Source organism: Sorangium sp. So ce367 (assembly GCF_051520455.1).
Lineage (GTDB): Bacteria > Myxococcota_A > Polyangia > Polyangiales > Polyangiaceae > Sorangium > Sorangium cellulosum_B.
On sequence record NZ_CP150334.1, the window covers coordinates 3847779 to 3871154 of the forward strand.

General features: G+C 69.4%; 16 protein-coding genes. 8 read left to right on the forward strand and 8 right to left on the reverse strand.

Annotated features, from left to right (window positions below; genetic code table 11):
• Window position 1: 1 nt before the first annotated feature.
• From WME97_RS14820 to WME97_RS14845, 6 genes are all read left to right on the forward strand, one after another.
• Window positions 2-3229: a protein kinase domain-containing protein gene (locus WME97_RS14820; protein ID WP_437552551.1), complete on the forward strand. Its 3228-nt coding sequence runs from the start codon at window positions 2-4 to the stop codon at window positions 3227-3229.
• A 562-nt stretch (window positions 3230-3791) separates the two neighbouring features.
• The gene (locus WME97_RS14825; protein ID WP_437552552.1) at window positions 3792-5789 is read left to right on the forward strand and encodes a CHAT domain-containing protein; all 1998 of its coding nucleotides are present in this window, start codon (window positions 3792-3794) and stop codon (window positions 5787-5789) included.
• On the forward strand, window positions 5786-9508 hold the full coding sequence (locus tag WME97_RS14830; protein ID WP_437552553.1) for an nSTAND1 domain-containing NTPase: 3723 nt from the start codon (window positions 5786-5788) through the stop codon (window positions 9506-9508). Before WME97_RS14825 ends, WME97_RS14830 begins: the two co-directional genes overlap by 4 nt.
• Window positions 9505-9990, forward strand: coding sequence for a hypothetical protein (locus tag WME97_RS14835; RefSeq protein WP_437552554.1), 486 nt, complete (start codon window positions 9505-9507; stop codon window positions 9988-9990). Before WME97_RS14830 ends, WME97_RS14835 begins: the two co-directional genes overlap by 4 nt.
• A gap of 13 nt (window positions 9991-10003) precedes the next feature.
• Window positions 10004-11479, forward strand: coding sequence for a PEGA domain-containing protein (locus WME97_RS14840; protein ID WP_437552555.1), 1476 nt, complete (start codon window positions 10004-10006; stop codon window positions 11477-11479).
• A 533-nt stretch (window positions 11480-12012) separates the two neighbouring features.
• On the forward strand, window positions 12013-14115 hold the full coding sequence (locus WME97_RS14845; RefSeq protein ID WP_437552556.1) for an FG-GAP repeat domain-containing protein: 2103 nt from the start codon (window positions 12013-12015) through the stop codon (window positions 14113-14115).
• A 98-nt stretch (window positions 14116-14213) separates the two neighbouring features.
• Here the strand turns inward: WME97_RS14845 and WME97_RS14850 are convergent, their stop codons facing one another.
• The 5 genes from WME97_RS14850 to WME97_RS14870 form a co-directional block, all read right to left on the reverse strand.
• A complete protein-coding gene (locus WME97_RS14850; protein WP_437555705.1) occupies window positions 14214-14849 on the reverse strand; it encodes a hypothetical protein in 636 nt (211 codons plus the stop codon).
• On the reverse strand, window positions 14846-16450 hold the full coding sequence (locus tag WME97_RS14855; RefSeq protein WP_437552557.1) for a hypothetical protein: 1605 nt from the start codon (window positions 16448-16450) through the stop codon (window positions 14846-14848). Before WME97_RS14855 ends, WME97_RS14850 begins: the two co-directional genes overlap by 4 nt.
• Window positions 16451-16580: 130 nt before the next feature.
• The gene (locus WME97_RS14860; protein ID WP_437552558.1) at window positions 16581-16709 is read right to left on the reverse strand and encodes a hypothetical protein; all 129 of its coding nucleotides are present in this window, start codon (window positions 16707-16709) and stop codon (window positions 16581-16583) included.
• On the reverse strand, window positions 16706-17947 hold the full coding sequence (locus WME97_RS14865; protein WP_437552559.1) for a hypothetical protein: 1242 nt from the start codon (window positions 17945-17947) through the stop codon (window positions 16706-16708). Before WME97_RS14865 ends, WME97_RS14860 begins: the two co-directional genes overlap by 4 nt.
• A gap of 124 nt (window positions 17948-18071) precedes the next feature.
• The gene (locus WME97_RS14870; RefSeq protein ID WP_437552560.1) at window positions 18072-19436 is read right to left on the reverse strand and encodes a metallophosphoesterase; all 1365 of its coding nucleotides are present in this window, start codon (window positions 19434-19436) and stop codon (window positions 18072-18074) included.
• Window positions 19437-20076: 640 nt separating this feature from the next.
• On the opposite strand from WME97_RS14870, the gene rnk reads away from it, so the two are divergent.
• Entirely contained in the window at window positions 20077-20499 is a 423-nt protein-coding gene (gene rnk, locus WME97_RS14875) for a nucleoside diphosphate kinase regulator (protein WP_437552561.1), read from the forward strand.
• 156 nt (window positions 20500-20655) lie between these two features.
• Here the strand turns inward: rnk and WME97_RS14880 are convergent, their stop codons facing one another.
• Entirely contained in the window at window positions 20656-20811 is a 156-nt protein-coding gene (locus WME97_RS14880; protein WP_437299750.1) for a hypothetical protein, read from the reverse strand.
• A 287-nt stretch (window positions 20812-21098) separates the two neighbouring features.
• Between WME97_RS14880 and WME97_RS14885 the strand changes: the two genes are divergently transcribed.
• Complete coding sequence (locus tag WME97_RS14885; protein WP_437552562.1) at window positions 21099-21878, forward strand: glycine-rich domain-containing protein; 780 nt, start codon at window positions 21099-21101, stop codon at window positions 21876-21878.
• Window positions 21879-21904: 26 nt separating this feature from the next.
• Here the strand turns inward: WME97_RS14885 and WME97_RS14890 are convergent, their stop codons facing one another.
• Both WME97_RS14890 and WME97_RS14895 read right to left on the reverse strand, forming a co-directional pair.
• Window positions 21905-22714 (reverse strand): class I SAM-dependent methyltransferase, encoded by an 810-nt coding sequence (locus WME97_RS14890; protein ID WP_437552563.1) that lies wholly within the window; start codon window positions 22712-22714, stop codon window positions 21905-21907.
• Window positions 22715-22863: 149 nt separating this feature from the next.
• Complete coding sequence (locus tag WME97_RS14895) at window positions 22864-23184, reverse strand: hypothetical protein (protein ID WP_437552564.1); 321 nt, start codon at window positions 23182-23184, stop codon at window positions 22864-22866.
• Window positions 23185-23376: the final 192 nt, after the last annotated feature.

Consider the following 23376-nt stretch of genomic DNA (forward strand, 5'->3'; position numbering starts at 1 on the left):
CATGGCGCCGAGGGACGACACGCTCCTCCCGACGACCCAGAGCGATGACAGCTCCCACGCGGCCGGAGCAGCGCGCGAGCACCTGCCAGGAGCAGGCGGTACGCGCGCTGGCGCCGCGGCGGCTGCGTCGTCGCAGGCCGCGCCTCCCGGCAAGGAGAGCCGGTTCGGCCGCGTGATCGCGGGCCGCTATCGCCTTGTCGAGCGCCTGGGCGCCGGCGCGCACGGCGAGGTCTGGGCGGCCGACGATCTCGTGCTCGGCGGACAGGTGGCATTCAAGTGGATGCGCCACGCCGCAGGGCAACTCCTCTCGCGGATACGTCGGGAGATCACGACGCTCCGGATGCTCCGCGTCCCCGGCGTGGTGCAGCTCCTCGACGACGGCGTGGAGGGCGGCCGGCCGTTCCTGGTGATGGAGCGTGTCGAGGGCGAGCCGTTTCCGGGGAGCATCGCGCGCCGGGGCGGGGAGCGGTGCCGCTGCAGCTGGGCCGCCCTCGCCGACCCGACGATGGCGCTGCTCGAGGTGCTCGCGCGGGTGCACGCGGCGGGCATCGTTCACCGGGATCTCAAGCCCGACAACATCCTGGTGAGCCCGGAGGGGCGCCCCACGGTGCTGGATTTCGGCGTCTCGCTCTGGCGCGATCCGGCGGATCGATTGACCGAAGCCGGAGAGATCCTCGGCACGCCCCTCTATCTCGCGCCGGAGCAGATCCTGGGCAAGGCGGTGGACCCACGGACGGATCTCTACGCGCTCGGCGTGATGCTCTACGACGCGCTCACGGGGCAGATCCCTCACGACGGGGAGGACCTCCAGCGGATGCTGCGGGCGCGGCTCCTGGAGCCTGCGATCCCCGTGCATGAGCTCGCCGCCGACCTGCCCGCGGACGTGGCGGGGATCGTCGATCGGCTGCTCGCGCGGGACAAGGAGCAGCGGTTCCGATCGGCGACCGAGGTGCTGGCGGCGCTCCGAGGGCAGCCGGCCGCGGCGCGGGCCGGACCGACCTTGCCGCTCCTCGGGGACGGGCGCGCGCTCGCGGAGGTCCTCACGGCCGCGCGTGCGCGGCGCTCTATCGACGTGGTGGGTTCGTCGGGCTCCGGACGCTCGCGCTGCCTGGGCGACGCGGCCGAGGCGCTCGCGCGCGAGGGGCGAGATGTGGCGTGGACGCGTGCTGCCCGCGCGCCGCTGGCCAGCGTGCAAGCGGTGGTCGGGATCCCTCAGCAAGGCGCGGCGCTCGGGCTCGCTGACATGACGGCCTGGGTCGAGGCGGAGCTGCGGTTGGCGCTCGCGCGGGGCGTCGTCGTGCTCGCGGACGACGCGGAGGGGCTCGACCCGTGGTCGGCTGCGGTGCTGGATCGGGTCCGTTTCGGACAAGGCACGATCGTACGGGTGTTGCTGTCTGCGCCTTCCGGTGCGCCGGCGGGGGCGGCGGACGTCGCGTGGCTGCGCCCGCTCGACGAGCCGGCGCTGCGCCCGCTGTTCGCGGGGTCCGACCGGCTGCTGCACCTGCGCGAGGACGCGGCGCGCGCGCTCTGGGAGCGGACCGAAGGGCTGCCCTTGTGGATCGAAGCCGAGGTGACGTTGTGGGTTCGCCTCGGCCTGGCCCGCTGGGACGGCGCGCACCTGCGGATCGACCGCGATGGGCTGGTGCGGTTGAACGCCGGCATGCTCGGCGCGATGCGCGCGCGGTCATCCCCGGTGGAGAGAGAGCGCGAGCCGCACCAGGAGGAGCTGCTTCGATGGCTGGCGGTCGGCGGGCATCACCTGGAGCTGCCGCAGCTCGCGCAGGTGATGGAGCAGCCGCTGTGGAAGATCGAGGCGGAATGCGAGGCGCTCGAGGCGAGCGGCGCGGCGCGGCGGCTGCCGGGTGGACGCATGGCGCTGCGCGGGCAGGTGGACATCCCGTGGCCGTCGGGCCGCCGCCTGGCGGCGAACCGGGCGATCGCCCGGACGCTGCGCCCCGGCCAGGAGGGGCGCCTGTTCCACTGGCTCGCCGCCGAGGAGGTGCGTGAGGCGTCGGCGGAGGCGATCGAGGTCACGCAGCGGCGCGGGCGGGAGGGGGATCTGGGGGCCGCGCTGACGGCGCTCGAGGAGGTGCTGCGCGTCGTGCGGCTGCAAGACGACGTGGAGCCGGGGTACGAGGACGCGCTCCTCGCCGAGTGGGTGAAGCTGGCGTTCGCGGAGGGCACGCCGTACGCGCTGGATCGGGTGCTGTACGAGCTGTCGCGCGCGGTGCGCCGCACGCCGATGGTGCAGCACCTGGAGGCCCTCGTGCGCGCCGGGCTCGCGGCGCCGGGCGCGAACGGGATGCAGGCCCTGGAGCTGGCGGACGGGATCCCTCCGTTCGCCGACGCGGAGCTGGAGCGGCGGCGCCAGCGGGTGCGCGTGGTGGTCGCTGCGGCCAAGTCGTCGCCCGCGCTGCTGGGAGAGGTCCTCGCGGCGGTGAGGGAGTGGGCGGAGCGATCCGGAGAGCCGATGGCGCAGCTCTGCTTCATCGAGGGGCAAGCGCTGCTGCGTTACAGCCAGGGGCGGTTCGAGGAAGCGGCGGCGCTGCACGCGGTCGCGGCGGAGGAGGAGCCGCGGCTGACCGCGCGGATCGCGGCGACCGTGAACTGCGCCTCGGCGCTGCTGGAGGCGTTCCGGCATCAGGAGGCGGCTGAGCGCGCGGCCGTCGGACGAGACCTCGCCGCGCGGGCCCGGCACGCGTACTGGGAAGGGCGCGCAGAGTGGCTGCTCCGGGCCGCGCACTACCGCATGGGGGAGGCGCATGAGCCGGATCTCGAGCTGGTCGAGGCGGTGCAGCGGGTGGGTGTGCAGGAGCTGGAGGCGCTCGTCCGGCTGAACGAGGCGGCCGTCGCTTACCGAGCAGGGGCGCTGGAGCTGGCTGCGGTGCTCGCGGACAGGGCGGCGTGGTTGTGGCGGCAAATGGCGCGGCCGTGGGGGGCGCTGCTGGCGCGGTGTGTTGCGCTGGCGTGCGGGGCGGGCGCGCAGGAGGCGGAGGTGCGGGCGCTCGCTGAGCTTGCGATGCAATGCCGGGTTCCCGGGATAGGCATCCAAGCGCTCGGGCTGCTTGGGCGGGCGTTCCCGGAGGCGAGGGACTCCTGGAGGGATGCGGTGCAGGAACTCGTGCATGGGATACCGCGGGAGCACTGGGGCCGGCGGATCGAGGTGCTGTCGGTGGAAGAAGCGCTGGAAGGGGCGCTGGGGGGCGGCGGGGGGTCGAGTCGACGTTGATGAAGGCGGCGGCCGACGGTTCGCCTCCGGCGTCGAGCTGACGCGTCCGGGACCGGCAGACGCGTCTGGTATCGGCTGACTCGCCGGGGACTTGCGGACGCGTCAAGCTGACGCTGACGCGTCCGGGACCTGTTGACGCGTCAGGGGCGCTGCGGCGCCCTTCGCCGGGCGCGGATGAGCCGCCGACGCGCTGAGCTTCGACCCTATGCCGCTCGGACTTGAGGCGCGCCGCAATGGGTTCAGCGCGTACGGCCCCGCGTTCCTGGAAGGCTCGTTCGGTTTCTCTGGAGGGCACGAGATGCGATCTGGGCTCCCGGTGCTTGGCATAGTGTCTGCTTGAGTCTGGGAAAAGTGGCTCACCCGTGACGCGCAGCCCGAGGCGGGTAACCGCCAACGGAATGCACACTGCGCTAGGGCCGCGCCTATCAATAGCGATTGATTGGAGCGCGAGTGCGCCGTCGTGTCCTCGCGTTGTCGTTGCGAATACGCATGCTCATCGTCTTTCTCCCGATTGGCGCAGCAGACGAGGCGCCTCGACCATGCTGCACGTCAGCATTTGAGTATGCCCATGTGGATCGAGATCGATGTGGACTCCGGTGGACAGGGGGTGCGCGTGGGCGCGCGCGGGAGCCGCGGAGAGCGCCCCCCGGCTCACACGCTCTCTTCCGAGCTGGGCACCGATGCGCTGCAAAGCTTCGCTGGCAAGGTCGGGAGGGCGGTCCGGAGCGGCAGGGCGCTCGAGCCCGCCGTCGTGAAGGAGGCCCAGGCGCTCTACGGCGAGCTGCTCAAGGACGAGCTCCGGGATGTGCTGGTGAGGCTCCGCGAGGCATCGAAAGACAGCCCGCTCCTCGTGCGATTGTTCCTGCGCGACCGCGCGCTCATGGGGATCCCCTGGGAAGCTCTTTGCCGTCCGGGCACGACGGAGGGGTTCTTGGGGACCGACCCGAAAGTCCTCCTGGCGCGCGGAGTCATCTCGCCGGAGCCCTGGGAGCCGCGCGACGTCCTGGGCGCCGTCCGCGTGCTGGCGATCGCGCCGGGTCGTGACGAGCGGAGCCTCGTGGTGCTGAAAGAGGCCCTCTCGCCATCCATCGAGGCGGGTGAGGTGGAGTGGCTGGACCCGATCGCCGGCACGGACATCAGCGCTCAAGTCCTCTTCCACCGGCTGCGGCGCGGCAAGACCCCTCACGTGCTGCACTGGCTTGGTCACGGCGGGGTGGACCTTTCGGGGAAGCCCATCCTTCGCGTGGCCGACGACGAGGACGGCGACGAGGCGTGGATCACCGCAGAGGCCCTGGGGCGCGAGCTCTCCGCGAGCTTCTGCGAGGAGCTGCGCCTCGTGATCCTCGAAGCCTGCGAGGGCGCGAAGGCAGGCGCGTTCGGTAGCGCCGCCGAGATCCTGGCGAGCGCCGGCGCGGACGCGGTGGTGGCCCACCTCTGGCCGGTGAAGGCGGACGTGGCGCGCCTCTGCTCGTCCGAGATCTACCGGTCCCTCACGGGCGCGGACCGAGGCATCGGCGACGTCGGCGCGAGCGTGGCCGCGGCGCGCAGGACGCTGCTCGCGCAGAGCGCCGAGGCGTTCTCTCCCGTCCTCTTCTTGCGAGGCACAGGCTCAACCATCTTCGACTTCGGCGAACGGCGTGTCTCCCAGCAGCGAGCGCGGAGGAGGCCCAGGGGCCTCTCGCCGGCGCTCCAAAGCCTGCTCGAGAGACCGTTCACGATGGTGCTCGGCGACTTCGAGGAGGACCGCGCCACGCTGAAGGCCGAGCTCCTTTCGTTCATGGAGGAGGGCGGCGACACCGCGTCCGCGACGCTCTCACTGAGCGCGCTCACGCAACGGTGCGCGCTCAGGTTCGGGCAGGAGAGCTTGCATGTGCTCTTTCAGCAAGCGCTCATGGCCTCCCTCGAGGAGCCGGTCCCGAAGCTCGCCCGGGCGCTCGCGCGCCTCGCCGCTCCCGGTGTCCACATCACGCTCCTCTGGCGGCCGCACATGGAGCGCGCCATCGCCGACGCGCACCCGCAGCGGAACGTGTTCGCCATCCAGCCTTCGCTGCTGGGCGCGAGCGGCAAGCCGCTCGTGGTCAAGCGCGCCGCCGGAGCCGCCGTGTGGAAGATGGAGCCCGCCCTTCCGAGGCGGTTCGAGCTGGACAGCGACGTCGTCATCTTGCGCCTCTACGGGGGATATTCGGCCGGGCCTCGCCCCATCTTCTCCCACCCCGTGCTCACCGAGGACGATCATATCCATGGCTTCCTCGGGGCCCTCGGGCTCGATCCGCCGGTGTGGATGGAGGAGCTGCTCTCGCGGCCTCGCGTTCAATCAGGCCTCTTCGTGGGGCTCTCCGCGCTCGACTTTCGCCATCGCATGCTGCTGCGCTGGCTTTACGATCAACGGCAGGCGCCGAGCGACAGCCTGGCGCTCTTGAGGCCCGACGCCGACCCCAGCGAGCCCGAGATCTGGGAGGCCGGCTGCGGGCTCCCTGGCGGTGGACGCATCGCCTCCGTCATGGAGGGGCCAGAGCTCGCACCGCAGCTCGAGGAGTTCACTCCGGAAGAGGGGTCATGAGCGAGGGCGCGCTGACGGACGACGCGCCGGCGGACGAGCCGCCCAGCCGCCGATCTGTGCCCTTCGCCGAGCGGCCCTCGACGATGGACGCGGCGGAGCGCGCGAGCGTTATCGCTCCGCCGAACCCGTTTCCTGGCCCGCAGCCCTACCGCACCGCCGATCGCGAGCGGTTCCACGGTCGCGAAGAGCTCTCGTACCGCCTCGAGGCGAGCGTCCTCGCCAACCGCTGCGTGACCGTCTACGGGCCGTCTGGAGCCGGCAAATCATCGCTCATGCAAGCGTCGGTGATCCCTGCGCTCATCGACGCCCAACGGGTCCGCGTCGTTCGGATGGACGCCTGGCCCGAGGACAAGGAGCCCACGCAATGGCTCGCGGACGCGGTCTACTCCGCGCTCTCGTTCGGCGCGCGGCCTGCCGAGCTGTCGGCCGAAGAGGCCCTGCTGTCGGCCGCGCAGCGCGCCGCGCGCAAATCTCCTCGGATCGCGCTTCTCTACCTCGACCAGATCGAGCAGCTCCTTTACCCGAGCCGGAGCACGACCGAGGTGGAGGCGTTCTTCGCCGCATTGAATCGCCTCGTGGACACCCCGCTCCGCGGCCTGCGCGTCGTGCTCTTGCTCCGCGAGGATTATCTGGGTCGCTTCCGCGATCGGCTGCGCGAGCACCGCCGGCTGCTCAGCCACGGCTTCCGGGTCGGCCCGCTCATCGTGGCCGAGCTCTCCCAGGCGGTTTGCAAGGCCGCGGCCGGCGGACAACCGCCGCAGAGCTGGGAGCTCGCGCCGGTGCGCGCGCTCATGCTCCAGGTGCGCATGCCCGGCCAGGCCGAGTCCGACGATGCCGAGGCGCAGGCTGCTTATGCCCAGATCGTTTGCCGGGCGCTATTTCAGGAGCGGGCGCAGGGCGGCGGCGCGGCGGAGCAGGAGGGCGTCGAGGCCGAGCCGATCCTGCGCCGTTACCTGGAGGCGACGCTCGACGACCTCGGCGCGCTCAGCGCAGCGGCGCGGCGCCTCCTAGAAGATCACCTCATCACGGCGGACGGCAGCCGCACCCTGCGCACCGAGAAGGAGCTCCTCCGGCTCTTGCCGGCCGAGGAACTCGGGCCGATCCTCAAGGCGCTCGAGGGCGCCGCCATCCTCCACGCCGAGGAGCACCAGGGCAGCCGCTATTTCGAGATTGGCCACGACTGGCTGGCGCGCAGGGTCTCCGAGGCGCGGCAGCTACGCGAGCTCGAGGAGGAGCAGCTCCACCGCGAGGAAGCGCAGCGCCGCCGCGAGGCAGAGCAGGAGAGGGAGCTCGCACGCGAGCGCGGCGAGGCGGCTGAGCGGCTCGCGAGGGCGCGGGAGCAGCGGCGCTTCTTTGCGGCCCTTGCCTTTGTGGCGATGGTGGTGGCGGCGGGCGCCGTGGCGCTGGGCCTCTATGCCTTTCATCAGCGGTTGGCAGCCCAGACCGCGGCGAAGGAGGCTCGGGCGGCGGAGGCGATCGCCAAGGACAAGGAGATCGATGCCTCCGACGCGCGCCTGCTCGCGGGCTTTCGCGAACTCAAAAACAGCGGCCAGATCACGTGGGGAATCAAGCTCTTGCCGGAGGTGAAGCGACCCGAGACCGCGCGGGGCTGGCTCGAACTGGCGACCAACGCGCTCGACCAGAATGCGCTCTTCGTCACGCTCCGTGGCCACGACAAGCCGCTCCGCGCGGCCGTGTGGAGCCATGACGGCCGGCGCGTTCTGTCCGCGTCCGACGACAAGACGGCGAGGCTCTGGAGCGCCGACGGAACGGGCGATCCCGTCGTGTTCTCCGGGCACGCGGGGCAGATCAACGCACTCGCCCTCAGCCCCGACGGCAAGCGCGTGCTCACCGCCTCGGAGGACGGGACAGCGCGCCTGTGGGGGGCCGGCGGTGGCCAGATCGCCGTGCTCGACGCAGGGGACAAGCCTGTGCACCTCGCCGCGTGGAGCCCCGATGGATTGCGCGTGATGACCGCCTCGGCCGACAACATCGTCCGTGTCTACGGCGTTAATGGCGGCGACGGCAGGGTCGACCTGAGAGGCCACACGGGGGTGCTGACCGTCGCGGCCTTCATCGACGACGGAGCGCACGTCCTCACCGCGTCCGAGGACGGGACAGCGCGTGTCTGGGCGGCCGACGGCGCCGGGCGGCCGGTGATCTTGAAGGGGCCGGATGCCCAGATCCTCTTTGCCGCGCCGAGCCCGGATGGAACGCGCGTCGTGACTGCGTGGAGCGACGGCGCCGCGCGGATCTTCAACGCTTCCGGCAAGGGCGGGCCTGTCGTGCTCAAGGGCCACCAGGGCAGCGTCCTCTTTGCTGCATGGAGCGCCGACGGCGCACGCGTCGCCACTGCGTCGGCCGACAAGACAGCCCGGGTCTGGAGCGCCGACGGCACCGGACAGCCGGTCGTTCTTGCGGGGCACAGCCGCCCCGTCACCTTCGTGTCCTTCCGGCCGGACGGCAGGTACGTCGCCACGTCCTCGCTCGATCAGACCGCGCGTCTCTGGCCGTCGGAGGGTGGCAAGGACCTCGTCTTGGCCGGGCACGACGCACCGGTGCTGTCGGCCGCGTGGAGCCCGGATGGGACGCGCGTGCTCACCGCGGCGGCGCCGCAGCCCGGAGGTCCTTCGCGCGACAACACGGTCCGGATCTGGCGCCCCGCGCTGCTCGAATCCTTGCCGCGTGAGCGTCGCGAGGTCTATCACGCCGCCTCCATCGGCACCGGCGCCGAGCTTGTCGTCTCCGCTTACGACGACCGCGCGGTGCGCGTGTGGCGTGCGGACGGCACCAGCGTGGACGTCGTGCTCGCGCAGCAGGACGCGTGGATCGCGGGCGCGGCGTTGAGCCCCGATGGTACGCGCGTCGCCGCCGCGTGCTTCGATAAGACGACTCGCATCGTCCCTGTGGACGGCAAACGAGATGCCGTGTCGATTCAGGGCCATGAGGCCGCCGTGCGCGCCGCCGCGTGGAGCCCGGATGGAACGCGCATCGTCACTGTATCAAACGACCGGACCGCGCGCGTCGTCTCCGTGGATGGTACGGGGGATGCCCGGGTGCTGTCTGGGCACACCGACGGTCTCACTTCGGCCGCGTGGAGCCCGGACGCGCAGCGCATCGTCACCACGTCGATGGACCACACCGCGCGTGTCTGGCTGGCCTCGGGGGCGCGGGAGCCCGTGGTGTTCAAAGGGCACGGAGGCGCCGTGTACAGCGCAGCGTGGAGCCCCGATGGGGAGCACATTGTGACCGGATCCGAGGATGGCACCGTGCAGATTTGGGACGCGACGAGCGGCGCAGTCCTTGCGTCCCAGGATCCCGGCGTCGCCGTCCTAACGGCCATCTGGAGCGCCGACGGCGGCCGGATCGCCTTCTCGTTGCGGCATGGCGGCGTCCTCCTGTGGAGTCGCGACGGGTGGGACCGCCCCGGGACGAGCGAGCCTGTCCTGCTCGACACGGAGGCGGCGATTCTCTCTATGGCCTTCATTGGCGGCGGAAAGCAGCTCTTCACCGTCGCGGTCGACAACACCACACGCACTTTCACGGTCGACGCTGCCGAACTCCGGCGGGGCCTCCTCTCGAGCAACGCGGATTGCCTTCCCGCGAGCCTGCGGATGCTCCATCTCGGCGAGCCGCCCGACAGAGCGTTGGAGCGTTATGCGGCGTGCGAGCGTGACCATTCGAGGACGCCGTTCTTCGGGGAGGGGCAGGGACCATGAGCATCGGGATCAGGGGGCGAGCTGATTGCGGAGGGGCGTTCGTTGCGGGGGCGTTGGTGATGGTGACCGTGATATATCAAGTGGCTTGTGAATGGCCGCCGTCCGATGCCAGTGGCGGCGCGCCGCCGACGTCGAGCGTGGCGAGAGGCGCGGCACCCAGGGCGGCGGCTCGCGCCGGGATGGCCGTTCTCGGGCAGGACGAGCGCCGGGTGCCGCTCCTCGTGGTGCCGGGCGACGCCTTGGTGGAGGTGGACAACCAACCGGCTTATCGTCGGGACGGGACGATCGATCTCACTGGCAAAGTCGGCGAGGTGCGCATCGTGCGCGTGTGGAAGGGCGCGAAGGCGGCGCTGGTGAAGGAGGTGACGATCCAAGAGGTCCAGCCCTCTCCGAGGCTCGTGGACCTGAACGAGGCTCTGCCGGCGACACCGGCAGCGAAGCCGGAGAAACCGGAATGCATTGAGGTCTATGGCGACAAATGATGTCCCCGGTGCCATGACGGACGGGAGGAGGGCGATGCTCGTGCGTTCAATTCATTCGATAACACTGGTTGGCTGCGTCCTCGCATTGGGGATGATCGAATTCAATGTGTGGGCGGCTCCACCTGCGCCGCCGGGCAAAGCCGTGCAGGCGGACGTCTCCGCCGACGAGGCCGAGGCTCGGACCCAGTTCCAAGCAGGCGTCGCCCATTTCAACAAGCTGAAGTATCCCGAGGCGCTCGAGGCGTTTCGCAGGTCGCTCTGGCTCAAGAAGAACCGGAACACGATGGGCAATATAGCATTGTGCCTCAAGCAGACTGGCCAGTACGACGAGGCGCTGGAGCAGTATGAGGAGATGCTCCGCGAGTATCCGAAGCTGCCTGCGAAGATAGAGGCGCTGGTGGCGGCGGAGATGGCGGAGCTCTCGGGTCTGGTGGCTACGCTGGCGGTGACCGGAGACGTGCCTGCCGGCGCTTTGCTGTTCATCGACGATCGCCTGCGTGGCAAGCTCCCTCTGGAAAGGCCGCTGCGGGTGAGCGCGGGCACCCGGGCCGTCCGCGTCGAGAAAGAAGGGTTCGCGCCGCTCGGGATGACGGTGGATGTCAAGGCCGGAAAGGAGGGCGTGGCGGAGCTGGTGGCCACTTCGAGGAAGGGGCGGCTCGTTGTGAGCGAGAAGCACAACTGGGTGCTTCGCGTGGAGTTGGACGGCAAGGATGTCGGGGTGACGCCCTGGCAAGGGCTGGTGGACGCCGGCGAGCACAAGGTGCGGCTGCACGGGTTCATGGGGGTGGGGGCGCTGGCCGCGTGCGAGGCGCCGGGGGGGGTGGCTGACGATGGAGCGAAGGTAGCATCGGGGGTCGAGGTGGCGTCGGTGAAATTATACGAGGACACCCGGGTGGTGCTGGGGGCGGAGGAGCAAGATGCGTCGCTGCGGGTCGAATCGACGCCGGAGCAGGCAACGGTGAGCATTGATGCACGGGTGGTGGGCAAAGCGCCGTGGGAAGGGAGGCTTCCGCTAGGGGCACATGTGATCGAGGTGAGCGCGGGTGGGTTCTTCTCTACGAAGCAAACGGTGCAACTCGAGCGGCGTAAGCAGCGGGAGCTGTCGGTGTCGCTGGAACGGCAGCCTGACCTTGTGACCGAGGCGCGCGCCGCGAGGACCAGGAACATCGGAGTGGGGTTGGCCTATGGCGTTGGGGTCGCGGGGCTCGGGGTGTTTGCTGTGACCGGGGGGCTGGCGCTCGACAAGATCAACGAACTCGATGCCCGTTGTCCGAACAAGCAGTGTCCCTCTACGGAGGCAGGAAACCAGCGCGCTGTGGAGGCCCTGGGGACGGCGGCCACGGTTGGCCTGCTGGTCGGAGGGCTAGGGGTGGCGGCGGGGACGGGCGTGTTGCTGCTCACGCGGCCTGGGGGCAGCAAAAGGCGCCCGGGTCCGAGCGTGAGGGCGGGGGTGGGGCTTGGAGGATTCGAGGTGAAAGGAAGGTTCTGATGGGCCAGCCGAAAGAAGGAGAGAGCCAGCGCGGCGTCCGGGGCTTGGGAGCGGTTCTCGTCAGCTTCGTCCTGTGGGCATGTAACTGTGTAGTGGGGATCGGTGATTTCAAATCGGCCGTGTGTGACGAAGGCGCCAGGACGTGCAGCGGCAATTTGCCCCAGATTTGCATCTCGGGACAATGGCAGGACGCACCAGAGGGGCCGTGCGTTGGACATACTTGCGTGGCCGGCGCGTGCGTGGGTGACTGCGCTTCCGGGAGCAAGCGGTGCCAGGGACTCACGCCACAGGCGTGTGGCGAGAATGGGCATTGGGAAGGCGCGGATGCGCCGTGCGATCCGATTCGCGGCTTCCATTGCTCGGGCGGCGAATGCATACAGACCTGTACACCGGGAGACTTTCAGTGTCACGGAAATGTCCCGCAGGTCTGTGACGCGCAAGGAAGCTGGCAGGACGACGGTTTTTGCGACCCTTGTGTCGGTTGCGATCGAACCACTGCTGCATGCAAGACCATCGCCCCCGTGGTTTGTGGTATGGGAGAGATCTGCGGTAATGGGACCTGCATCTGTGAAAAGCCTGGGTTTATCGGTACACTATTCTTTCCTGTGGGTGACAGTCCCCTCTCGGTTACGACCGCGGACCTAAATGGCGACAACAAGCCCGACCTCGTCGTTTCGAACCGTAGCAGCGACCGAGTGAGTGTGTTGCTCAACAACGACGATGGTGCCTTCGGGTCCGAGCGCGACTACCCAGCGGGTGATGGTCCCAGCTCGGTTTCGGTCGCGGACCTAAACGGCGACGGAAGTCTCGATCTTGCCGTTGCGAACGGCTATGGCGACAGCGTGAGCGTCCTGCTCAACGACGGCGCCGGCACCTTCGCATCTAAGCGCGACTACCCGACGGGCGATGGCCCCATCTCCGTTGCCGCCGCGGACCTGAACGGAGACGGCGAGCCCGACCTCGCCGTTGCGAACTACTGGGGCGACAGCGTGAGCGTGCTACTCAACGACGGCGCTGGCATCTTCGTATCTAAGCGCGACTACCCAACGGGTGGTGGACCCATGTGGGTTGCCGCCGCGGACCTGAACGGCGACGACAGGTCCGACCTCGCTGTCGCGAATTCCGGTAGCAACACTATCAACGTGCTGCTTAGCGACGGCACCGGCTCCTTCTCGTTCAGGTACGATTACCCGACGGGTGGTGCATCGATCGAGCTTACGGCTGCGGACTTGAACGGCGATGGCAATGTCGACATCGCAGTCGTAAACTCCGATAGCAGCACCGTCAGCGTGTTTCTCAACGATGGCGACGGCGTCCTCGCGCCCAAACATGACTATCTAACGGGCGATGGCGGCATGTCGATTGTCGCCGTGGATCTGAACGGCGACGGCAACACCGATCTCGCCGTCGCGACGTATCTGAGTGATACCGTGAGCGTGCTGCTCAACAACGGCGACGGCAATTTGGCGTCCCGGCGCGACTACCCAACGGGTAGTGGACCCATCTCGGTTGCCGCCGCGGACCTGAACGGCGACGACAAGCCCGACCTCGCCGTCGCGAACTTCGAGAGCGACGTTATTAATGTGCTGCTCAACAACGGCGACAGCATTTTTGCCCCCAAGCCCCACCCAACGGCTAATCAGCCGGTCAGTGTTGTGGCTGCAGACTTGGACGGCGATGGCAAGGTCGACCTTGCCTCTGCGAACGCGGAAAGCGATTCCGTGAGCGTGCTGTTTAGCAACGGTGACGGCACCTTCGCCTCCAATCGCGACTACTCAACGGGCGATGGCCCCAGCTCAGTCGCTGCCGCGGACCTGAACGGCGACGGCAAGTCCGACGTCGCCACCGCGAACTATTCGGGTAACACCGTGAGCGTGCTACTTAACAACGGCGACGGCACCTTCGGCCCGAAGGTCGACTACCCAGCGGGTGGTGGACCCAGCTTAGTCGCCGCCGTGGACCTGAGCGGCGACGGCAAGCCCGACCTCGCCACCGCGAACTATTCGGGCAACACCGTGAGGGTGCTACTTAACAACGGCGACGGCACCTTCGGCCCGAAAGTCGACTACCCAACGGGCGGTGGACCCATGTCGGTTGCCGCCGCGGACCTGAGCGGCGATGGTGAGCCCGACCTCGCCATCACGAACTACTTGCGCAACACCGTGAGCGTGCTGCTTAACAACGGCGACGGCACCTTCGGCCCAAAGGTGGACTACTCAACGGGCGGTGGACCCGTATCGGTTGCCGCCGCGAACCTGAACGGCGATGGTAAGCCCGACCTCGCCATCGCGAACTACGTAGGCGACACCGTGAGCGTGCTGCTCAATCATGGCAATGGCACCTTCGCTCCCAAGGTGGATTACCCGACGGGCTATAAACCTGGTTCGATTGCTTCCGCGAATCTGAGCGGCGACGACAATCTCGACCTCGCCATCACGAACTTCTTGGGCGACACCGTGAGCGTGCTGCTCAACCATGGCAATGGTACCTTCGCTCCCAAGGTGGACTACCCGACGGGCCATAGACCTAGTTCGGTTGCTGCCACGGACCTAAACGGCGACGGCAAGCCCGATCTCGCCATCGCGAATCGTCTCAGTAGCACTGTGAGCGTGCTTCCTAATAACTGCATCCCGTAGCGTCCTGACGCCTCGGGCGGTGGGTGTCAAGATAGTTGTCCGTTGATTCGGTCATATCCTCGTCAATGCTTGAGCCTCGTGCGTGTGGGGGTTGAGGGTCACGGGGCCGATAGGCGTCCAGTTGCGTGTCTGGCCGGTCCAGCGCCGGGGCGTCCTGTGGCGAGCCCGCTGGTGGATGGCGTGCCGGGCGGCGAGGAGGGCGCGACCTTCTGTGCATACGCGGCATAGCCATCGAGATCCGCCTCGCTGGAAGCACCCTCGAACTCCACGCGGCCCACCATCGCGCTGCACGCGATCACCTGCTGGAATTCAAGGGAGACCTGGTGCAGATCGCCGAGCAGGAGCAGGTAATACGGCCACTCGTCCTCCGGCACGTCGTCTCGCCAGCATTCGGCCTCTCGCCACGCCGCCGCTTCCCGGGCGTCCATGTCCGGCGGCACGCGGTAGACGGTCACGGGCGCGCCCTGCTCCTCCTCTCGCAGCCGGATCAGCGGCGCGATGACCTCGAGGAGCTGGTCCCCGTCGCGGCCCCTGGGCGCGACGACGGCCCACCGCTGGACCGTGAGGTCGTTCGGGTCCGCGTCCGAACGCTTCCGCTCGAAGCTGTCTTTCGCCCTCGGCCTCGGCCCGCGCTGGGCCGCATCGCCCGGAAGCCCCTCATCGAGGAGGGGCCGGCGCTCCTCCGCGTCGGCGAGCGGGAGGTCCAGTCGGCTCTCGCAATTCAAATCCGTCATCTCACTTCACGCCCAGCGCGGCGCGCCCGGCCTTTCTGTAGATCTCCGCGATCGCGCTCAGCTGCTCCGGCTCGATGTCGTGCTCGCTGGCCACCGCCGTGACCGCGCTGCCCGAGAGCAGTTCTCCGATGGCCCTCTCCACGTCGTCGATATCCCTGCCGTGCGGCGGCTTCGGCGCATCCCCTGCCTGCTCTCCTGCCTGCCCCCTCGACGCGACGGCAGCCGCCGCAGCGGGCATCGGCGCCGCGGACCGGCCCTCGTGCACCCCGCGCGCTCGCCCGCCGCGCTCGCCGCGTCCTTTTCAGCCGTCTGCGCCTCGCCGGGAGCCGCACCGCCGGGTCGCCGAGCAAGACGTAGCCCGAGAGATCCTGCCGCAGCATCCACAGGTGACCGAGCCGCGCCGGGTCCGGCGCGGCGCCCAGCCTCTCCGCGCTGTCGTACAGGCCGGTGAGCTCGACGTTCGTCAGCAGAGACGCCTTCAAGAGCTTCCGGAACGAGCTCCCCACGCGATTCGTCTCCAGCGCCGCCCGGACGACCTCCACGAATTTCGAGGGACGCGACAGCGCCCTGCCCGTATCCCTCTCCTGGAAGCTGTAGGTCCACGCGAGATCGACGTGCCCCATCACGGCGAGCGGGCCGTTCGGGTTGGCCAGCACCACTTGCGGAAGCCGGGCGATGATCGGTCGCTGGCCGCCCTGGGGGAGCCCCGCGAGCACCGAGTCGGTCTGGCCGCCGAACTGGCCGCTCTGCTTGAGCCGCTCGAGCCAGTGCCGGTACGCGCTGACGTCCGGCGTCCCGGCGCCGTAACACGCCAGCATGAACCAGATCCCGCCCGGCAAGAACGGGGCGTCGCCGAGGTCGCCGCCGCTCAGCTTGTCGCGCCCGAAGCTCATCGCCCCTTGTCGGTCACGCTGGTCCTTCTCGGTCTTCCACCCGCCGCGAGGCGCGCCCGCGCCGTGGCTGATGCTGAACAGCGCCGTGGGCTCCGGACGCTTCACCACCTCCAGGAATGCATCCGGAGAGGGCTCGCCCTGATCGCCCTGATCCCCGAGATCGGCCACGTCGAGCTTGTACCTCCCGAGCTCGGCGATCGCGGGCTCGGCGAGCGACCTGTGGCCGATCGCCGTCGCGGCGGTGCCGTCGCGCACGGTGAAGAACGCAGCGCTCCCGGCGGTTTCGGCGCGCGCCTTCTCCCAGTGGAGCACCTTATCGACGTAGGCCTCGTACGCGCGCTCTTCCCGGAAGCACAGCCGTCCGACGAAGCCGTCGGTGGTCTGGTGTTGCTGGAGGGCGAGCGGCACCTCGTGGAGGTCGCCGAGGATGAGCTGATAACGCGGCAGATCGCGCGCGAGCTCCGCGCTGACGTCGAAGCGCTGCTTGCGCCAGCGGGCGGCCTCTTCCGGCGACATCGCGGAGGGCACGCGGAAGATCATCACCTCATCGCCGCCCTGTGCCTCTCGCCGGGCGTCGATGAAAGGTTGAATCAACGCGATGAGCCGGTCTCCCTCTGTGCCCTCGGGCGCGATGACGCCCCAGCGCTGCTCCTCGAGATCGTCGGGATCGCCTGTCTCTTCCCAGAAATGCTCGAGCGTGCGGTCCATCCTTCCGCAGCGTCCGCTCGTGCCGCGGCGCGGCTGGAGAGCCCGTCCTTCAGGACCGGCTCCGCGTCGTCCTCGGGCGTCAGGAGCAGCTGGAGTTCATTCGCCGTCTGCATGGCTCTGCCGTCGCCTTTCAGCTGTGAGCTCGCTGCGCCACGCCCTTCCGTTCGACCTCGGCGCGCAGCTCGGCGTCCGCCTCCTCGTACAGGCCTCGCTCCGCCTCCGCCGGGGTCTTGGCCGCGCGGACCGCCTGGGACTTCACGCGCCCCCGGCGCTCGCGGGGAAGGGCGCGTCGGGCTGCCAGACGGCGGCGTTCTTCCCCTCGTGGTAGCCTTGCTTCCATTGCCAGTCCCAGAACATCCGCGCATTGCCCTTCGCGTCGACCGTGCAGTCGAGCAGCGGTGCACCCCTGGGCGAGCTCCTCGTCAGGCCAGGCGGCGAGTTGATGCAGAAGGTGGCCTCGATCCGATCCGAGAACGGCGCGCCGCGCAGGCCGCGGAGCAGCCACGAGATGGGCAGCCCTTCGGCTTCCATGTCGATCCACGCCGGTCTGAAGAGCAGCGCCCTGTCGCTGCGCCGCTGGAGAAGCAGGCGCGCGCGCCCCCGTGGGCGGAGGTCCTCTTTCACGCGGCCCAGCCCGGGAAGCAGCCCGATGCCCCGGAACGGCCAGCTGCCGTTCGAGAGCGACTTAGGGATGAAGTCCCACCAGTGGGACTCCCACAGCATCCGCGCCTGCTTGGACGCGGCCAGGTGGCTGCTCGGATCGTGGAACGACGTCCCCGTGTCCCAGAGCTGCCATTTCCGGTCGACAGGGTGTTTGCGGATGACGAGAGCCACATGGCCGGAGCCTGCGGAGTCCGCGGACCAGAAGAGGCAGGAGCCCACCTTCACGTCGTCCCATAGCTCATCGGGCCATTTCTTCAGGTCGAGGGGCACGCCCTTCCAGCCCTTGCCGAGCTGCGCGCAGTAGGGCTGAGAGTCCTTGCCGGCGCCGATGTCGCCGCGGACGCCGCCGTTCCATCCGCCCATGCAGAGCGCCGTCGTCACCGATTGCTGGCACTGGCCCACGAGCGGATAGCGGCCCTGGCGCGCGATGCCCTCGGCGACCTGCTTCTGAGAGCCATAGAAGTACACGGGCATGGTGTACGGGATCCCCGTCTGGTGCTCGGCGATCGCGCGTGCCCACGCCTCGGTCGGTGCGCTCTCGCAGCCGGCGTAGTCCTCGTGCTCGAGGAGGTCGGCGATCCCCTCCCGGGCCCGAGACAGGATGTGCGCCGCGATCCCGTCGACGTCCTCGGGGCCGCGGACGTCGTGCTCGGGGAAGGGGAGCAGGTTGATGGTGCGCACGAGCTGCGGCGGGGGCGTGTCGTCGAAGCTCTGTGGCGCCGAGGCGTAGTCGTAGGGCAGCTCCGGCTCGGAGAAGACCATGTCCTCCCACACCGGGAGGGGCTCCTGCTCGCCAAGATCCATGGCGTCGAGTGCCTCGTCTCGTTTACTCATGGCGTTCTCCTCTCCAGCGGGCCTCGGGTGCCGCGCTCGATCCCTGCGTCCTGGGCCCTTCGCACGCGGTCCATCGCTGGAGCCGGTCAGGTGGTTTCAAAGCAACGAACGGTCCGGCCATGGCTCAGGAGGTCGCCGGCACACGGGCCTCCCCCAGCGTACGAATCCCCCACGCCCGATCCCACTCGAGGAGCGCGACGACCGCGCCGCCGCCCGGCGTCTCATCGATGCACACCGCGGTGAACCGGCGGACGAGCCTGGCGAGCTTCTGGCGCTCAGGGGAGAGGCGGGGGTTCTGCTTCACCTCGGCGAGGAACTCCGCCCACACGTCGTCGCCCGCGTCGAACGGCGGGAGCTGCATCAGCCAGATCCAGGTGCCGGTGTTGGCGAAGAGGAGCCCCTCCTTGTGCTTCCACCGCGCCGCGTGGGTGTGGCCGAGGATCACCGCGCTCGCCCCGAACTTGGCGGCGAGCCGCTTGGCCTCGTTCCACTCTGGCTCGTCGGGCTCGAGCTCGAAGTACGTGTCTCCCGCCGTGCCCGTGAGCTTCCGCTGGAGCTTCGCATAGAGCTTGAGCCCGGCACGGCCCAGCTTGAGCCGCGCACGCCCGAGCACGCCGTCGTCCTCCTCGTCGTGGAAGGCGACCGCCCCGTCGCCGAGCAGGGCCTCCACGGCATCCTGCTCTTCCGAGGTGAGGCCTGCCTCCACCACCCGGTCCGCGAGGCCGAAGTTCTCCTCCTCCTCGGCGGGGAACGCGGCGGGCCCGCTCATCTTCCTGAAGAGCTGCCAGAGGAGGTCCGCCGAGGAGCACTGGAAGAGCAGCTTCATCGCGACGGGAGCGACGGCGAGCGCCGTGAGCGCGCCGCCCTGGAAATCCGGCTTGAGCAGGCTGACGAAGCGGAGGCCGAACTCGCGGGTGAGCGGGTTCAGGTACCGCTTGACCAGGATCGAGCCGGGCGCATAGGCGAACGAGGGCCGCTCGCCGGCGCCTGCGGTCGAGAGCCCTGGATAATGAACGATGTTCCAGGGGTCGTTGTGCTCGCCGTGGGTCAGGAGGATCCGGGCCCCGCCCACGTCGAGGATGTCCGGGGCCTCCCCGAGCTGGAACCTGAGGCGCGCGGCGACCGCGCTCGGCTGGGCGAGGGCCGAGCGAAAGACCTCCTGCACCTCGGGGAGCGCGAGCTCGACGTCGTGGTTACCGAGGCGGATCAAGACCTCGCCCCCGGCTGCAAGGATGCGGCCGAACGCGGTGAACACGGCCTTCGTGGCGCGGCTCTCGGCGCAGGACCTGGCCTGCGCGACGGCGCGGGGCACGTCGAGCGCGAGCTCGTCCTCGTTCATGAGGAAATCGAGCCCGTCGCCGTTCACGACAACCCGGGTTGGCGGCGAAGCGAACCGGTCGAGCAGCGCGGGGAGCTCTTGCTCTCCTGCGAAGACGTCGTAGTCACCGCCGTTGCCGAGGTGCAGATCGCTGATGATCAGGGCTCGCATCGTGCATTCCTTGTGGGTCGCCGAGCGCCTGGGCGGCTCCCTGGAAGACACCTACGAAGCACAAAGTGGGCCTGGCTATTGAAGGCGGCGTGGTGGTGACCGACGCGTCGAAGGCGAGCGTGACGCGTCCGTGATGCGACAACGGAACGTTCCTGGTGCTCCGTGTGGCGCGTGGACGAAGGCGCGATCCTCGCGCGTCGTGACGCTCCTTCCGCACCAGCCCGGTCAATGGCCGAGCCCGCCTGGGGGTGATGCAAGGCCGGGGGGACGACAACGGCAAATGAGGACCGCTTCCCGGGCGCGCCTCCCCTTGTCATGGCCCTGGGGGGGACCGCCGTGTTACCATGCCCATGGGATGAGCGCCTGCCTGCACCCCGTCGCGTCGCGTTCGTGGCCTTGCCGCGGCGCGCGTAGCGCGCTCATTCCCCTGCGATCCCGGCTCCTCTGCCGGAGGTCGCCCGCACGCTCGTAGGGGAGCGGCCTTCCGGCGTCTTTCGCTGGCCGCTCCCGGAAGGAAGCGGGCCTGGCGTCGAGGGCGCCTGAGCGGGCGACCTGGGCGAGCACTCACGCCGTCCAGCGCGCCGGCGCGGACCTTCGGCCAGGCCCGGATCGCACTGACGACACAAGGAGATCCCAGCTCATGGCACCTCACACGAACCCCATCGTCCTCACCGAATTTGATCGCGATCGCCTCGCGCGGCTGCTCGAGGCGCTGCGCGCGCGGCCCGGGGGAGACTCCCCGAACCTGGAGGCGCTCGAGATCGAGATCGAGCGCGCCGACGTCGTGAAGCCGGCGGATATCCCGCCGAACGTGGTCACCATGAACTCCAGGGTCGAGCTCTTCGATCTCGACACGGAGGAGCGGCTCTGCATGACCGTCGTGTTTCCCGGGATCGCCGACGTGAAGAGCGGCCGCATCTCGGTGCTCGCGCCGATGGGGCTCGCGCTGCTCGGCTGTCGAGAGGCCGACGAGGTGGAGTGGCCCACGCCGAGCCGCACCCGGCGGCTCCGGATCGAGCGCATCGTCTATCAGCCGGAGGCGTCGGGTCGCTTCGATCTGTGAGCCTTCGGCGCGAACGGCCGGCCTCGCCGGCGCATCGTGCGTCTTGAACGCGAAAGGCCCGACGCTGCTCATCGCAGCGCGGGCCTCCGCGGTCGTGTCGTCAGGTTCGAGGTGCCGGTCGCCGCGGGCCGCGGTCCCCCGCGCCTTGACGGCGGCTCAGCAGCCGCAGCAGCCGGGCGGACAGGTGCAAACCGGCGAGGCAAGGCCCGCCTGGAGCTCCGTGGGGACCTCCACCGTCAGGCGCGCAGGGCGCTCCTCGACGGTCTCCTGCTTCGACTCGACCTCGACCTCGACCTTGATCTGCTCGTTCATGGCGATTGCTCCGTAGATAGGTTGGTTATTTCACTCGGGGACTCGACGTCCCGCGAGGAGGGCTATTGCAGTCGCCGTGCCACGCCGTTTTGAGCGCGGTATCGGCCGCTTTGGCGCGGTATCGGCCGCGCTTGAGCAACCCCTTTCCCAATTGGGGAAATCCGTCTGGCATCGCCCTTCCCTTCCAACCAGCTTCCGGTGCGCCGAGCACCGAAAACGCCGATCCGAGCCCGTCGCCTGAGCGGGTGAGCGCCGCTCGGCACGAGGTTCGCAACGCACGGGCGGTGATGGACACGTCAATCATCCCCGAACTGCTCTCCTTCCGTGCGCCGTGGCTCGAAGAGAAGCTCGTCAAGGACCGGGTGGTCCCTTCCTGCGAGGAGGCGGCGCGGCTCCTCGACGAGGTGAAGAAATACCTCTTCCTCTGCGAGGCGAACCGGACCCGGCAAGTCCCCATGTTCTCCCGGAAAATCGACGAGGTCTGGCACCAGCTCGTCCTCAACAAGACCGTGGCCACCGAGCGCGAGGCAGAGTCGCTGTTCCGGGAGCTCGTGCGTTATCTCTGGCTCGTCGACTCCGACCGCTCCCGCGCTTACCCGATGTTCTCGCTGCGCGTCGACGAGGCCTGGCACCAGTTCGTCCTCTTCACGATCGAATATGCCGACTTCTGCCAGCGCTTCTTCGGGCGCTTCCTGCACCACGCGCCGAGCAACGCGCCCATCACGCACGCCTGCCGCGAGGCGACGTGGGACGAGTTCGCGGCCGCGTACAGCGCCCTGTACGGCGAGCCGCCGCCCGAGCTATGGAGCGACGCTGCTTCCGTCTGCGGCCCTCGCCGCGTGGTCCGCGATCGCGAGGTGTCGGTCCGGCTGAGCGACGGCAAGGCGGAGCTCGTCGACGGCGACGCGGTGCTCGTCCGCGTCGACGCCTGGGGCGAGCCCGCGCTGCGCTTCATCGCCCGGCACGGCATCTTCTACGTGCGCGAGCTGCCCGGGCTGGACCTGGACGACCGGATCGCCCTCTGCCGGGCGCTCGTGGCGTCGCGGACGCTCCGCGTCGCTCCGTAGCCGGTGCGGCCGCGCTGCGACCGTCGCTACCGCGTGCCCACGCCCAGGAGGGCGGTCATCGAGAGCTGCTGAGGACCGTCGCCGAACCGCGCCTGCAGCCTGCCGAGGATCGCCTTACCGAACGCTTCCCAGCGCTCCTCGCCCAGCTTGTCGCGCAGGAGCACCAGCGGCGCGTTCGTCCGGCAAACCGAGCGCCAGAACTCCTCGGTCGAGGGCGACTCGCGGGAGTGCTCCACCTCGCGCACCGAGACGTCTCGGAACCCGGCAGCTTCCATCTCGGCGCGGAACTCGCCTGGGTCTCCGAGCGGCGCCTTGCCCTCGCCGAAGGGCAGCCCGGGCAGCTCGGCGCCGATCCCCGAGAAGAGCTCGGCCAGGATGGGCGTCCTGTCCATCGGCGCCCAGCTCCCGACGACGGCGCGGCCGCCGGGACGAAGCACCCGGAGGAGCTCGCGGAAGCCGCGGTCGCGGTCGGGGAAGAACATCAGCCCGAACATCGAGAAGGCCGCATCGAACGCGCCGTCCTCGAAGGGCAGCGCCATGCCGTCGCCGACGCGGGCGTCCACCGCGATCCCCGCGCGCGCGGCGCGCTCGCGCAGCTGCTCGACCATCGCGGGCGCGAAATCGATCGCGGTCACGCGCGCCTCCCCGGCGGCGAGGAGGGACAGGGTGCCTGGCCCGGCGGCCACGTCGATCACGCGGGCGCCCGGCCCGACGCCGGCGAGCCGGAGCGCGTCTGCGGCATACTTCTCGAAGTGAGGGACGATATCGGCCGCGTAGTCGTCGGCGACCATGTTCCACGCGACAGGGGTGGCGAGGGGGCTCGGGGGCTGGGTCATCGGCGACGGTGCTATCACGGGCGCGCCGAGCAGATCCAGCGAAGGGCCTCGGCGCGGCGTTCCCTTGGCCGGCGCTCACGCCCTCGCGGCGAGGCAACGACAACCGCGCGTTCGCGCGAGGGAGATGCCGTGATGCGGTGATGCGGTGATCACCGCGCCACCGCGCTCTCGCGCCGGTTCGCCATGCGCGCCTGCGCCAGCGCCTTCGGCGCGCCTCTCGGGCCGGTGGGGCTCGCCGCCGCCTCCGACGAGCCCGGATCAGCATCCGAGTCCGCGCCCTGCTCCTCATCCGCCTTGTCGGCGTCGGCCTCGGTCGCATCGTGGCGCGGCAGCACGGTCCTCGCGGTCGACACGAGCAGCACGCTGGTCAACGCGACGACGCTCGCAGAACCGGCGACGAGCACCGCGATATGCATCATTGTGCGCTGGAGGAGGCTCCCTTCATTCAACTTCCGGAGGATCTTCAACATGGTGCTACCTGCCTCGTTCGCGAGCGCCCGCTCGCTGCCAGCGTCTGTGGGACATCTCCTGCCAATGCGAGGGTCGTGCCAGCAGCCATCCGCTGGAACCTGCGCATGGATCGAGGGGCTTCTTGCGCCGCTCTGCCAAAGCTGACACGTCCGCCACCTGTACAATGGCTCATCCTGCCAAAATGACAATCC

Bases quoted from the DNA above. Each gene is read 5' to 3' on its own strand.
- WME97_RS14820 (WP_437552551.1), top strand. From the start codon at position 2: ATGGCGCCGAGGGACGACACGCTCCTCCCGACGACCCAGAGCGATGAC.
- WME97_RS14825 (WP_437552552.1), top strand. From the start codon at position 3,792: ATGCCCATGTGGATCGAGATCGATGTGGACTCCGGTGGACAGGGGGTG.
- WME97_RS14830 (WP_437552553.1), top strand. From the start codon at position 5,786: ATGAGCGAGGGCGCGCTGACGGACGACGCGCCGGCGGACGAGCCGCCC.
- WME97_RS14835 (WP_437552554.1), top strand. From the start codon at position 9,505: ATGAGCATCGGGATCAGGGGGCGAGCTGATTGCGGAGGGGCGTTCGTT.
- WME97_RS14840 (WP_437552555.1), top strand. From the start codon at position 10,004: ATGACGGACGGGAGGAGGGCGATGCTCGTGCGTTCAATTCATTCGATA.
- WME97_RS14845 (WP_437552556.1), top strand. From the start codon at position 12,013: ATGGGAGAGATCTGCGGTAATGGGACCTGCATCTGTGAAAAGCCTGGG.
- WME97_RS14850 (WP_437555705.1), bottom strand. From the start codon at position 14,849: ATGACGGATTTGAATTGCGAGAGCCGACTGGACCTCCCGCTCGCCGAC.
- WME97_RS14855 (WP_437552557.1), bottom strand. From the start codon at position 16,450: ATGGACCGCACGCTCGAGCATTTCTGGGAAGAGACAGGCGATCCCGAC.
- WME97_RS14865 (WP_437552559.1), bottom strand. From the start codon at position 17,947: ATGAGTAAACGAGACGAGGCACTCGACGCCATGGATCTTGGCGAGCAG.
- WME97_RS14870 (WP_437552560.1), bottom strand. From the start codon at position 19,436: ATGCGAGCCCTGATCATCAGCGATCTGCACCTCGGCAACGGCGGTGAC.
- rnk (WP_437552561.1), top strand. From the start codon at position 20,077: ATGGCACCTCACACGAACCCCATCGTCCTCACCGAATTTGATCGCGAT.
- WME97_RS14880 (WP_437299750.1), bottom strand. From the start codon at position 20,811: ATGAACGAGCAGATCAAGGTCGAGGTCGAGGTCGAGTCGAAGCAGGAG.
- WME97_RS14885 (WP_437552562.1), top strand. From the start codon at position 21,099: ATGGACACGTCAATCATCCCCGAACTGCTCTCCTTCCGTGCGCCGTGG.
- WME97_RS14890 (WP_437552563.1), bottom strand. From the start codon at position 22,714: ATGACCCAGCCCCCGAGCCCCCTCGCCACCCCTGTCGCGTGGAACATG.
- WME97_RS14895 (WP_437552564.1), bottom strand. From the start codon at position 23,184: ATGTTGAAGATCCTCCGGAAGTTGAATGAAGGGAGCCTCCTCCAGCGC.